The 13,251-nt window shown below is 63.2% G+C and carries 7 protein-coding genes; 1 reads left to right on the forward strand and 6 read right to left on the reverse strand.

The genetic code is table 11. From position 1 onward, the window contains the following. The coding region (locus tag J4G38_RS06780; protein ID WP_449555731.1) for a PKD domain-containing protein at positions 1-1,148 on the forward strand (1,148 nt) is incomplete at its 5' end. Between the two features lie 35 nt (positions 1,149-1,183). Here the strand turns inward: J4G38_RS06780 and J4G38_RS06785 are convergent. The 6 genes from J4G38_RS06785 to J4G38_RS06810 form a co-directional block, all read right to left on the reverse strand. Beyond that, positions 1,184-1,459: a circadian clock KaiB family protein gene (locus tag J4G38_RS06785; RefSeq protein WP_210513935.1), complete on the reverse strand. Its 276-nt coding sequence runs from the start codon at positions 1,457-1,459 to the stop codon at positions 1,184-1,186. Positions 1,460-1,531: 72 nt separating this feature from the next. Continuing rightward, a complete protein-coding gene (kaiC, locus tag J4G38_RS06790; RefSeq protein ID WP_210513933.1) occupies positions 1,532-2,983 on the reverse strand; it encodes a circadian clock protein KaiC in 1,452 nt (483 codons plus the stop codon). A 386-nt stretch (positions 2,984-3,369) separates the two neighbouring features. After that, the gene (locus J4G38_RS06795; protein WP_210513931.1) at positions 3,370-4,815 is read right to left on the reverse strand and encodes an alpha-amylase family glycosyl hydrolase; all 1,446 of its coding nucleotides are present in this window, start codon (positions 4,813-4,815) and stop codon (positions 3,370-3,372) included. A gap of 319 nt (positions 4,816-5,134) precedes the next feature. Then, entirely contained in the window at positions 5,135-7,246 is a 2,112-nt protein-coding gene (locus tag J4G38_RS06800) for a glycoside hydrolase family 97 protein (RefSeq protein ID WP_210513929.1), read from the reverse strand. A gap of 36 nt (positions 7,247-7,282) precedes the next feature. Beyond that, positions 7,283-8,656, reverse strand: coding sequence for an alpha-amylase family glycosyl hydrolase (locus J4G38_RS06805; RefSeq protein WP_210513927.1), 1,374 nt, complete (start codon positions 8,654-8,656; stop codon positions 7,283-7,285). A gap of 65 nt (positions 8,657-8,721) precedes the next feature. After that, positions 8,722-13,251 (reverse strand): alpha-amylase family glycosyl hydrolase, encoded by a 4,530-nt coding sequence (locus tag J4G38_RS06810; protein WP_210513925.1) that lies wholly within the window; start codon positions 13,249-13,251, stop codon positions 8,722-8,724.

Below are 13,251 nucleotides of genomic sequence, written 5' to 3' on the forward strand. Positions count from 1 at the left end.
TGCTGAGCCGCTACGACATCTTCCGCAAAGCGGGCGCGCTGACGGCCACCACCGAAACCTTCACCGTGACCGTGGCCGACGGCGCGCTCAACCTGGCCCTGACCTCGCGCAACACCGGCGGCGTCGACAACCCCAAACTCTCCGCCCTGGAAGTGTATACCGGCAGTAAAACCACCTCTGGTGGCACCCCGCCGGTGGCCAACGCCGGGCCGGGCCAAACCCTCACGCTGCCCACCAGCAGCGCGGTGCTCACCGGAACGGGCACACCCGCCGGCAGCATTGCCGCCTATGCCTGGAGCCAGGTCAGCGGGCCCGCCCCGGCCACGCTCAGCGGGGCGGCCACGGCCACGCTCACGGCCAGCGCCCTGGTGGCCGGCGCCTACAGCTTCGCCCTGGTCGTGACCGATACCTCGGGCACGGCCAGCCCGGCCAGCACCGTGGCCGTCACGGTGAACCCGGCCGTGGTCGCGGGCGGCCCGGCGGTGGCCAACTTCGCCCTGGTGAATGCTGACACCGGGCAGGATATCCAATTATTAACTACCGGGGCGGTGCTCAACCTGGCCACCTTGCCCACGCAGCACCTCAACGTGCGGGCCAACACCAGCCCGGCCGCCGTGGGCAGCGTGGTGTTTGCCCTGAGCGGGGCGCAGGGCCAGAACCAGACCGAATCCGTCGCGCCCTACGCCCTGTTTGGGGATGTGAACGGCGTTTATAACCCCTGGACGCCGCCGCTGGGCAGCTATTCGCTCACGGGCACGCCGTTTTCGGGCGGCGGCGGGAGCGGCACGGCGGGCACCCCGCTCACGGTGGCTTTCACCGTCACCAACCAAGGGGCGCGCCCGGCTGCTTCGGCCAAAACCTCCTTGGCGACAACTCAATCGGCGCTATTGCTGGCACCGGCTACGGCATATCCCAACCCGACCAGCGGCCGGTTTGTGGTGGCGCTACCTGCCGGCTGGCAAGGAGATGCCTCCTACGTGCTGCTATCCGAGGCCGGAGCCACGCTGGCCCAGGGAAAGCGGCCGGTAGCGGAATCGACCAGGGAGCTGGCGTTTGATTTCTCGGCGGAAACGCAGGCAACCGGCGCTTACTACCTGCACCTGGCGGGCAAAAACCTGAAAAGCACCATCAAGCTCGAACGGCCATAGCGGGGCGCGGGCAGCTGCTGGCGGGTTGGGGCCGTCTATAAGTTCGACAGGCCCAGGCCCGCCAGCACCCGCGACTTCACCGTGAGCGCGCCGATGATGCGCGTGACCGGCAGCGGCCAGCTGCGGATAAGCGTCGGAACGGCCAGGATGCCGGCTGCTTCCGCACGGTCCGGGTCCAGTTGAATATCAATTACCTCCAGGCGGTAATCGCCCTGTAACCGCTCGGTGCAGATAGCATTCAGCGCGTCGATGGCCGCCAGCGACGCGTGGCTTTTGCCGTTAACGTAAAGCTGTAAATCGAGATTTTCCATAAATAATGCGAAGGCTGTCACACCGGACACGGGATATATATTATAGCGATTGATTTTCGGTTTGCCTGCGGGTTAGCTCCGGATGGGAATGCCGGTCAGAATGCCGCTCACGCCAATGAAGGGCTCGCCGATGTTGATGCCTTTGTCGTCAATGGTGAACCCGCGAATGGACGAATCGTGCTTCGAGCCGCGCATTTTGAGCACCGACAGGCTGCGCTGCATTTCACCCGACATTTCGACGTAGCGCAGCAAAATAATGGTATCGGTGAGCGGCGAAATGTTGCCCTCGGTATCGGAAGTGCCGCCGGAGAGCAGCGTGGTCGTCACCGTGAACATGCCCGTGATTTCCTGGTGTTTAAGAAACGAGGTGAGGGCAATAATGAATTCCCGGAAGGCCTTGTCGGTGGAAGTGCGCGAGAGGGCCGACAAGCTGTCGAGGGCAATGCGGTCGGGCTTGAATTCCTTGACGATTTCCTGGATGTTGAGGTAGTGGTCTTCCAGCGACGACACTTCCGGGTACAGGCACACCACCTTCAGGTAGCCGTCTTCTTCGAGCTTGGCGAAGTCCTGGCCCCAGCCGGTGGCGTTGCGAAACAGCTGCTCGCGGCTCTCCTCAAAGGCCAGCAGCAGGCAGCGCTCCTGCTTTTCGCGGATGCCGTCGATGAAATTGGCCACCAGCAGCGTTTTGCCCGCCCCGATGGAGCCCGACACCAGGATAATGGAGTCGCGGTAGAAGCCGCCGCCGCACATTTCGTCCAGCTTCGCAATGCCCGAGGTGGCCCGCACGCCGGACGACCGGTACTTCAGGTCCATGGCCGACAAGGGGATGATGACGATGGCCTGCTCCGGGTGAATGGTGAACAGGTTTTCGCCCTTCTCGTGCGCACTGCCCCGGAACTTGAGGATTTCGATGGTGCGGCGCCGCTTTTCGTCGCTGAGCACGTTGCGCAGAATGATGACGTTGTCGGTCAGAAATTCCTCCACCCCCAGCCGCGACACCTTGCCGTATTCTTCGGTGCGCTCGGTGGTGATGATGGACGTGGTATCGAGCCGGCCCAACGCCCGGGTCACCTTGAACAACTCGTGCCGGATGGCATTCATCGCCTGAAACTGGGTGAACACGGTGCCAATCGAGTCGAGCACCACGCGCTTGGCGTTGGATTTGGTGACGGCGCACTCCAGCCGCACCTGGAAGCCGCTCAAGTCGTAGTCGCCCACGGTCAGGGTTTCGTCGTCTTTCTGCGAAGCATCGACAAACACCCACTTGCCTTCCTTTTCCCAGCGGTCGATGTCCCAGTTCAGGGTTCGCAGGTTGATGCGAATGTCCTCGACCTGTTCCTCAAACGTGACAAACACCCCGGCCTGGTCGAACAGCTGAATGCCCATGGCCAAAAACTGCGCGCCGAACAGCGTTTTGCCGCACCCGGAGCTGCCCGAAATCAGGGTGGTTCGGCCGTAGGGCAAGCCGCCGGCCGAAATGTGGTCGAAGGCGGTGATTCCGGTAACTAATTTTTTGATGCTCATCGACGGGTGGGAACGCGGGAAGTAAAAAGTGGGGAAGGAACAACCAGCCTGCCCTGAGCCGGGAAGTGTTGCGGAATTAGGAAGAGGGAGGGGGAAAGCAGGCATTTCGGATGGAAAACAATCCCCATCCAGCCCGAATAAGTTGCAAGGTAGCCCTGTAATAGTCAATGCCCGGCCGCCGGCTTACCGCTGAGGCAAAGCAGTGCCGATGGCCAGCATTTTAAGTAAGCAGCAAGAAGGAAGGAAGGAAGGAAGGAAGGAAGGCGTAGTGAGACGCTCAGTCGCTAAAAAAAGCGGCCAGCAGCAATCTTGCTACTGGCCGCTTATGAATTGCCCTAAGCTGTGCCCAGCGCCTCCCCGGGCGTGAAATAAAATGGGCCTTTTCGTTACTTCTTCAACACCATGTAGCCGTAGGGGGGCAAGGAAATTGAGGTGCCTACCGTGACGGCCCCGCCTTGCAGGGCGTTGGTCCAGGTGCCCGTGAGGGCGGCGGGCACGGGGTAGGTGGTGGCGGTGTTGCGCACGTTGGCCAGCACGAAGGCCTGGTCGGTGCCCGCCGTTTTGGTGAAGGCGCACACGTTGGCCGTGCTGTAGGCCGTGGGCGTGCCCGAGCGCAGGGCGGCGCTGGCGGCGCGGGCGGCCAGCAGCTGCTTGTAGGCGCGGGTCACGTCGGGGTGCGCGCCCCACTGCACTTTCACGGAGGTAAAGGGGAAGGGAATGGCAGTGGTCATGCCGGCTTCCTGGCCGTTGTATACGAAGGGAATGCCCTTGTAGAGCGAGGCTATCACGAAGGCCGACATGGCGCCCGCATTGCCGCCGAATAGGGCCACGGGCGTGCCGTCGGAGCCGTTCACGTCGTGGTTGGTGGTGTAGCGCACCACCTGCTGGGTGCCGGTGGCGCCCACGTATTCGCTGGTGTTGAGGGCATCGAAAGTGGTGGCGGCGCTGCCGTTGCGGAACACGTTGTTGATGCCGCCGTAGAAGCCGAAGCCAAAATTGTAATCGAAGCCCGAGGTGAAGTTGGCGCTGCGGGAGCCTTCGGCCAGCAGCAGCAGCTTGTGGGTGCGCACGCTGCGCAGGGTGTCGGTGGCCTGCTTCCAGAAATCGTTCGGCTGGAAATCGGCGTAGTCGCAGCGGAAACCGTCGACGTTGGCCGTGAATACCCACGACTTCATGGCCGAAATCAGCTCCGCCCGCATGGCGGCGTTGGTGAAGTCGAGCTGGGCCACGTCGGCGTAGGTGGTGCCGTTGTTGGAGACGGCAGTAATTGCGCCGGCCGGGTTTTTCTGGTACCAGTCCGGGTGGGCGGTTATCCAGGCATTGTCCCAGCTGGTGTGGTTGGGCACCCAGTCCAGCATCACGCTCAGGCCGCGGGCGTGGGCGGCGTCCACCAGCGTGCGCAGGTCGGCGAGGGTGCCGAATTCGGGGTTTACGGCGCGGTAATCCTTCACGCAGTAGGGCGAGTTGGCCGTGGCGTGCGTGCCGGCCGCCGGGCCGCTGGCGTACGTAACCGTTGCCCCGACCGGGTAAATCGGCATCAGGTACAGCACGTTCACGCCCACGGCTTTAATGGAATCGAGCCGGGCCGTGACGCCCGCAAAGTTGCCGGTCTGGCTAAAGGCCCGCATATTCACCTGGTAAATCACGGCGTCCTCGCGGTTGGGCACGCCGGCGAAGGGCATGCCGTACTGCGACGGCGTGGGCGTAGAAGTGACGGGCGGCACCACGACGGGGGCGGGGGCGGAAGGAGCGTCTTTTTTGCAGCCGGCCAGCAAGCCGAGGGCTAAGCCCAACGCCAGGCTGGTTCTGAGCATAATTCTATTAAAAGCCATGTTGAGGGGGGATATAAATCGTTGAACGCTGATGGGCTGAATCGAAATCCTTCCGTCATGACGGGTCTAACTCAGTTTCCAAAGCCGGAAACTCCATTGTCGACCTTCGTAATCGGGTTTCCACGGTTGATAACTTGATTTCCAACCCTGGAATCCCCGTTTACAACATTGGAAACCGGGATTACAACGTTGGAAATCGGGATTCCACGGTTGATAACTGAGTTACCAACGGTCGAAACTCAAATGCAACCCGTGGAAACTGAGTTTGTGCGGTTGTATAGTCGTCGTGCGGCAGGGTGCGGGGTCGTACCCTCCTTCGTTATTTCTTCACTGGCTTAAAGCTGACCGCCGCGCCGCCGCCGGGGGCCAGCTGCAACGTGAGCGAGGATTTGCTATCCACCACTTGCTTCGAAATGCGGTAGGCGGTGGGGTTTTTCTGCCAGTCGGCCCCTTTGCCATCGGCGTAGATAATGGCCTCGTAATGCTGGCCGGGGGTCAGAAAATCCAGTTTAACGGGCTGCTGACGGGCATTTTCGTCGGTGATGCTGCCGAGGTACCACTCGTCCCGGCCCTTGGCTTTGCGCACGGTGGTGAGGTAGTCGCCGGGCTCGGCAGCCAGGATGCGGGTGTCGTCCCAATCCACGGGCACATCTTCGATGAACTGGAAAGCGTCGAGGTGCTGGTTGTAGTTTTCGGGCAGGTCGGCCGCCATTTGCAGCGGCGAGTAGAGCGTCACGTACAGGGCCAGCTGCTTGCAGAGCGTGGTGTGGACCTGGCGGCCGGGGGCGGCCGCCGCATAGCCTTGCAGCTTGAAAATGCCGGGCGTGTAGTCCATCGGCCCGCCCATGAAGCGGGTGAAGGGCAGGATGGTTTCGTGCTCGGGCGCGTTGCCGGTGCTGAAGGCGTTGAACTCGTTGCCCCGCGCCGACTCGCAGGCCAGCCAGTTGGGATAGGTGCGGTTGAGGCCGGTGGGGCGCACGGCCTCGTGCATGTCGACCATGATGTGGTGGTCGGCCGTGTTCTGGGCGGTGCGCACGTAGTGGTTCACCATCCACTGGCCGTCGTGGTGCTCGCCACGCGGGATGATGCGGCCCACGTAGCCGGTTTTCACCGAGGTGTAGCCGTGCGCGTTCATGAAGCGGTAGGCGGCGTCCTGGCGGCGCTCGTAGTTGGTGGCCGAGCCGCTGGTTTCGTGGTGCATGATGATGTTGACGCCCTTACCGGCGGCGTAACGCTGCAGCTCGTCCACGTCGAAATCGGGGTAGGGCGTCACGAAATCGAACACGTCCTCTTTCCAGTTGCCCACCCAGTCTTCCCAGCCCACGTTCCAGCCCTCCACCAGCACGCCGGGGATGTGGTGCGCGGCGGCAAAGTCGATGTAGCGCTTCACGTTGGCGGTGTTGGCGCCGTGGCGGCCGTTGGGTTTGAGCTTGCTCCAGTCGGTGCCGGCCAGCTTGATGTTGGAGGAGTCGGAATAGCTCCAGGTGGCGCGGCCCACCTGCATTTCCCACCACACGCCCACGAATTTCTGCGGGTGAATCCAGCCGGTATCGGTGAGTTTGCTGGGCTCGTTCAGGTTGAGGATGAGCTTGCTGGCCAGCACGTCGGGGGCACGGTCGCTCACTACGATGGTGCGCCAGGGCGTGTGCTCGGGAGCCTGCAAATAGGCTTTGGCGCCCGTGCCGGTACCGTCGGGCACGAGCTGGCTGGTGAGGCAAAAGGTCTGGGTGTCCACGTTCAGGAACATGGCCGGGTAGTTCACCAGCGCGGCTTCGTGAATGTTGAGGTACAGCCCGTCGTCCGACTTCAGCATGAGCGGCGTCTGGATGCGGTTGGCGGGCGCTTTCTGCTCAATGGCCGGAATGGGCGTGGTGTTCACCTCGCTCACGCGGCTGGTGGTGTAGGCGTATTCGTTGGAGTCGTAGTCGCCCGGAATCCAGAAGGCCTTGTGGTTGCCGGGCAGGTTGAACTCGGTGTGCTCGTCCTGCACCGTGAAGTATTGCAGGTTGGGCTGGCGCGGAAACTCGTAGCGGAAGCCCACGCCATCGGCAAAAACCCGGAACACGATGTCGAGCAAGCGGCCCTTGGCCGCCGGCTGGCGCAGGTGCACCGTGAGCTGCTGGTAGTGGTTGCGGATGTTCTTGACCTCGCCCCACACCGGCTGCCAGGTTTCGTCCACGTCCTTGGTTTCGCTGCCCACCAGCGTCAGCGGCCCATCGAAGCCCTTGCCATCGGCAAAGGTCAGGCCCAGACGGGAGGGCTCCAGCACCGGTTTGGTACCGTAGGCCACGGCGTAGGTGGGGTGGCCGTCGGGCCCCAGCGCAAACGTCAGGCTGACTTTATCGAGGCGGGCACTCAGCGGCGCAGCGGGCTGGGCGCCGGCGCGGTATCCGGCCATCAGCAGGCACACCACCAACAGAAAATTTCTCATAATGCAAATATCAGGTCAGGGCCAGGCAGCGGCGGATTATTTCTTCAGAATCAGGTATTGATAGGGCTGCAAAGTCAGGTTGTTCAGCGCGGCGGGCTGGCCATCGAACGCATTGCGCCAGCCCGCGCTACCTACAGCATCCGGCACCTGGTAGTTCACGGCCGCGTTGCGCAGGTTGGCCAGCACCAGAACCTGCTCCTGGCCGTCGATTTTGGTGAAGGCACAAACGTCGTTGCTGCTATACGAGGCCAGCGCGCCGTTGCGGATGGCATTGCTGCCGTTGCGCAACCGCAGCAGCCGCTTGTATTCCTGGGTCAGGGCCGGGTTGGGCGTCCAGTCAATCGGCTTGCGTGGGCCCATGAAGGGCACCCGCTCGGCGTGGCCCACTTCCTGGCCGTTGTAAATCATGGGCGTGGCCCGCATATAGGCCGCTACTACGAATGCCGCCATCGCGCCGCGCTCGCCGCCGAAAAGCTGCTGGGGCGTGCCTTCCCAGGCGTTGATGTCGTGGTTGGAAGTGTAGCGCAGCATCCGGGCGTTGGGCGGGGCGTTGCGGTAGTTGGCGGCATTCACCGAATCGATGAGCCTGACGCTCTTATTCCTGGCAAACACCTCGTGGTTCAGGATGTTGAGAAAACCAAAGTCGTAGCACAGGTCGAAGCCGCCCCGGAGGTAGTATTTCTTTTTGTCGCCCTCGGCCAGCATCAGCAGCTTGTGCCTGGGAATGGCGTGCAGATTGGCCAGCGCTTCGGTGAAAAACTCCTGCGTCGGCCCGTCGGCGTAGTCGAAGCGGTAGCCGTCGATATTGGCCGCGAACACCCAGTAGCGCAGGGCCTGAATCATGGCCGCACGCACCGCCGGCTTGGCAAAATTGAGCTGGGCAATGTCCTTCCACTCCGGTATCGGGTTCACGATGGCGCCGGCAGCGTCGTGCACGTACCAGTCGGGGTGCTGCGTAACCCAGGCATGGTCGAAGCTGGTGTGGTTGCCCACCCAGTCCAGCATCACGGCCATGCTGCGGGCGTGGGCGCCATCCACCAGCGTGCGCAGGTCGGCGAGGGTGCCGAACTCGGGATTCACCGCCGTGTAATTCTGCACGGCGAAGGGCGAATCGACGGCCCGCAGCTTCCCAATGGGGAAAACGGGCATCAGGTACACCACATTCACCCCCAAAGCTTTGATGGAATCGAGCCGGGCTGTGACGGCCTTAAACGTCCCTTCCTTACTAAAACCCCGCATGTTGACCTGGTAGATGGTCGCGTTCGGGCCATCAGGCACGCCGGCGAAGGGCTCGCCGTACTGCGCGGGGTCGCGGTAGGCAGCCTTTTTAATCGCAGTCTGGCCCAGGCAAGGGTTTGCCCAGGCCAGCCAGGCCGGTAATAACAGGGAATAGCGGAAGGCTTTTTTCATCAAAATAAAGAATTTGCCAGCCGGGCGAAGACTGTTTCCGCCCGGCTGGCGCAGGTATTCAGGCGTTATTCAATCGCGACTTTGCCGGTGTAGGTGGTGCCCTCGGCGGTGGCTTGCAGCAGGTAGAGGCCGGTGGCCAGGCCGGTCACGTCGAGGCCGGTTTGGGTGCCGTTCACGGCGGCTTCGCGGTCCACTACCACGCGGCCCTGGCCGTCGAGCAGGCGCAGGTGGGCCGTGGTGGCGCGGGTGGGCAGCAGCAGCGTGAGCGTGCCCCGGCTGATGGGATTTGGATAAATCGTGAGCGGGACTTTCGAGCTACTGGCGGTGCCGGTGGCCAGGGCCGCGCGGGCCCCGGGCACGGTCTGGAAGGTCCAGTGACCGCTGTAGAAAGTGGCGTCCACGGCCCAGCACTGGGCGTTGCCGGTCTGGTTTTCCACGTTCACGTAGGTGCCTTTCCACACGTTGCGGATGCGGGTGTAGCCGGCGTAAGGCTCCAGCACCCACTGGCCGCTGGTGAAGTAGTCGGGCACGGTGGTGCTTTCCACCGAGGCCAGCTGGTTCTCAATGTTCATGTAGCGGCCGGTGCCCACGTTTTTGATGCGCTGGTTGCCATTAAAGCTTTCCAGGGTCCACTGGTAGGCAGTGCCGGCGGGCGCGGCGGCGTAGGTCACCACCTGGTTGTTGTCATACAGGTAAGTTCCTTTCCAACGGTTGATGATGTAGTAGGCCGTGACGCCGGTGCCGGTAGCAACTACCACCTGTATCTGGTCGGTCGAAGACAACGCCCCGTCGCTCACCGCCACCTGGAACACGTAGATGCCGGCGGTGAGCCCGCTCACGGTGGGCGCAACGGCCGTGGTGCTGCTGAACGTAGCGGCCGGGCCGCTCACCTTGGTCCAGGCGTAGGTCAATGGGTTGCCGTCGGGGTCGGCGCTGGCGGCGGCGGTGAGGCTGGTGCTGGTGGTGCCGGCGGCCAGGTTCTGGTCGGGGCCGGCATTGGCCACGGGGGCGCGATTGGCAGCGGCCACGGCCACCGTCACTTGCGCCGTGGACGAGAGCGAACCGTCGCTCACCGAAACCTGGAACACGTAGCTGTTGCCGCTGGCCAGCCCGCTCACGGTGGGCGACACGGCCGTGGTGCTGCTGAACGTAGCGGCCGGGCCGCTCACCTTGCTCCAGGTGTAGGCCAGCGGGCTGCCTTCGGGGTCCGAAGAGCCAGCGGCCGTGAGGGTGGCGCTGGTGGCCGTGCTGGCCAGGTTCTGGTTCGGGCCGGCATTGGCTATTGGCGCCTGGTTGCCGGTGGCGGCCAGGCCGTACGCCTGGATTTCGTAGATGCTGTAGCCGTACTGCTGCGACTTGTGGTCGCAGTAGATGGCGAGGTAGCGGCCGGTGAGGGCCACGGTCTGGTTGTCGAGGCGCGCCTGGTTGGGCAGGCCGGTGTAGTTCACCTTGGCCCAGGCGGCATTGGCGGGGTCGGGCGTGATGTTGCTGTTCGACGCCATGAGGTAGTAGGAGTCGGCATTCGCATTTTCCCACGACACCGTCACGCGGCTCAGGTTGTAGCTCGCGCCCAGGTCCACTTTAATCCATTCGGTCTGGGTAGCGCCGGCGCTGGTCACCGGGGCCGACCAGCGGCTGCTGAACGAGTTATCCACGCCGTCCACGGCCAAACCTGGCACGTAGGTCACGCCCTGGTAGGTTTCGATGTTCGAAGCCGTGGCCGTCTTGTTCAGGGCCAGGTTCGGCAAGGTCAGGGCCAGCGAGCCGGTGATGGCGGCGCTGCTGCCGTTGGCGCTGTAGGCCTCCACCCAGAAGTTGTAGGTGGTTTGCACGCTCAGGCCAGTGGCGGTGTAGCTGCTGGCATTGGCGGCGGTGGTGGCGTTGGGCGTGCCCGGCTTGGTGGCCGAAGTGGACCAGTAAATCTTGTAGCCCGATTCGCGGGTCGAGTTATCGGTCCAGGTCAGGCTGGCCGAAGTGGGGCTGGCCTGGGCCAGATTCAGGCCCGTTGGCGCTTTGGGCAGGTCCGTCACGGTCGTCGTGAAGCTGACGGTTTTGGTGTTGATGCCGCCGTTGGCGGTGCCGCCGTTATCGGTCACGGTCACGGTCACAGCCGAGCTGCCGGCCGCCAGCGGCGTGAGCGAAAGCGTGCCCGTGGCATTGCAGGAAGTGTAGGCAACGGTGGGCGCGTTCAGCACCGTGCTGGTGGCGCGGGTGGCGGCAATGCTCACCGTCTGGGTGCAGTAGTCGCCATCGGAAATCCCGGTCAGGCCCACCGCTTTCACGCCGTCTTCTACGTTAATGATTTGGTTGGCAATGGCGTCGAGGGTCGGGGCCGAGTTGGGGCCGGCCGCGCCGTTGTTCAGTTTCAGCACATAAAAGCCGTTGGCCGGAATACTGGCAAAGGGCACCCAACCCGAAATATTGCCCCCGCTCACCGTCACCGACGCGGCCGTTTGCGAGGCGTTCAGCAGGTTGGCCAGCGAGTAGGTGCCGTTCGGAATGGCCGTGCCGGTCAGGCTCAGCGCCACGTTGCTCTGCACCGTCGAGGCCATGTTCAGCACCACGAAAATGGTTTCGGAGCCGTAGGTCCGCACGAAGGAATACACGCCCGTCGAGCCGTTGGTCACCGTTTTGTAGCCGCCCCGGCGCAGCGCGGCCTGGGCCTTGCGCAGCGAAATCAGGTTTTTGTAGAGGCTCAGGAAGGAGTTGGGGTCGGCCTGCTCGCTGGCCACGTTGTAGGTGGCGTAGTCGCCGGCCGGCTCCCAGGGCGTGCCCGTCGTGAAGCCGCCGTTGGTGCCGTTGGTCCAGCGCATGGGGTCGCGGGCGTAGTTGTTGTTGCCGCCACCGCCCACTTCGTCGCCGTAGTACACAAAGGGCACGCCGGGGGCCGTGAGCAGCCAGGCCGCCGCCACTTTGGCCTTGGCATCCTGGTTGTTGTTCAGGCGCGACTTCAGGCGCAAGGCTTTGTAGGAGTTGTCCTTATACAGGTCGTGGTTCGAGAAAAACGTCCCGAACTGCAGGAAGGGGTAGTAGCTCATCGACTCTTCCACCGGGGTTTGCAGGTAGCTCTTGTCCTCGTTGTTGAGGGCGTACTGCATGCCGTAGGCGATGTCGAACTGGAAGCCGATGTCGAAGCCCTGGTACACGTACTTCGAGGCTTCCAGGATGGTCGACGGCTGGGGGCCGCTCACGGGGTCGAACAGCCAGGTTTCGCCCACCGAGAAGGCGTTGGGGCTGGCGGCTTTGATGTGGGCGCGCCACTCGCGCCAGTAGGCGTAGGTGGCGGGCAGGCTGCGCTGGTCGCTCAGGCTGATGGCGTCGCCGTTTTCATACAGAAACATGGGCGCGTCGAGCCGGAAGCCGTCCACGTTCCGGCCCAGCCAGTAGCTGCTGATGTCCTTCACGGTGTTGCGCACCGAGCGGCTGTTGTAGTTCAAATCGGGCGTTTTGGTGCCGTATTTGCCCCAGTACACGTTGAAATTGGCGTTGGAGTGGCCGATGGCGTTGTTGCGCCAGGCCGAGCCGGGGTTGGTGGCGCGCCACACGTAATAGTCGTCGTACTTGCCGCCCGCGCCCTGCGCCGAGCTCTGAAACCACGGGTGCTCGTCCGACGAGTGGTTGAACACCATGTCCAGAATCACCTTCATGCCACGGGCGTGCGCCGCCGCCACAAAGGCATCGAAATCGGCCTGTGTACCGATTTCCGCGATAATGCTTTTGTAGTCCTTCACCTCGTAGCCGCCGTAGTAGGGCTCCGAGGCATCGTGCACGGGCATCACGTAGAGGGCCGTCACGCCGAGGTCGGTGGTGGTGCTGGCGTTGCCGTCGTTCAGGTAGTCGAGCTTCTGGGTCATGCCCGCCAGGTCGCCGATGCCGTTGCCGTTGGTGTCAAAAAAGCTGCGCGGATAAATCTGGTAGAACACGGCGTCGTTCCACCAGCCCAGGGCCGCGTCCACGGTGGTTACGGTCACGGTCAGGGCGGTGGCCGTGGTGCTGCCGCTGGCGTTGGTAGCGGTCAGGCTCACGGTGTAGGTGCCGGCCGCGCCCCAGGTACAGGTCGGGTTTTGGGCCGTGGACGTGGCCGGGTTGCCGCCCTGAAACGTCCAGCTCCACGCGGTGGCCGCGCCACCGTCGGAGGCATCGTTAAAGCGCACTACTTCGCCGGGAATCGTCTTGGTTGAGGACGCGAAAAACTTCGCGTAGGGATACGGCGGCAGCTGGTCGTTCCACCAGTCGGTCAGGACGTTGGCGAGCGTAGTGGCCTGCACCACGTACTTGCGGGCGGCCACGGTTTCGTTTATCGTGCTGCCCCCGTGGGTGAAGCGGTAGTTGTAGGTCAGCTGCGCGTCCGCGGCGGCCGGGCTGGTCACGGTAGCGGTGTAGATTTTGTCCCCGTCCGGGTCGGTCAGCGTCACGCCGCCGGCCGAAAAGCTGCCCAGCACCACCACCGCATCGGTACCGACGGTGAACTGCCCCTGCTGAATCCGATACTGCATATTGACTCCGAACGTGACGTCGGCGGCGTGGACTGCGGTCTGGCTCATGCCGTATAGCACGCCCAGGACCGCCAATACTTTAGCGACTCTTTGTTTCAT

The organism is Hymenobacter terricola (genome assembly GCF_017921975.2).
GTDB lineage: Bacteria > Bacteroidota > Bacteroidia > Cytophagales > Hymenobacteraceae > Hymenobacter > Hymenobacter terricola.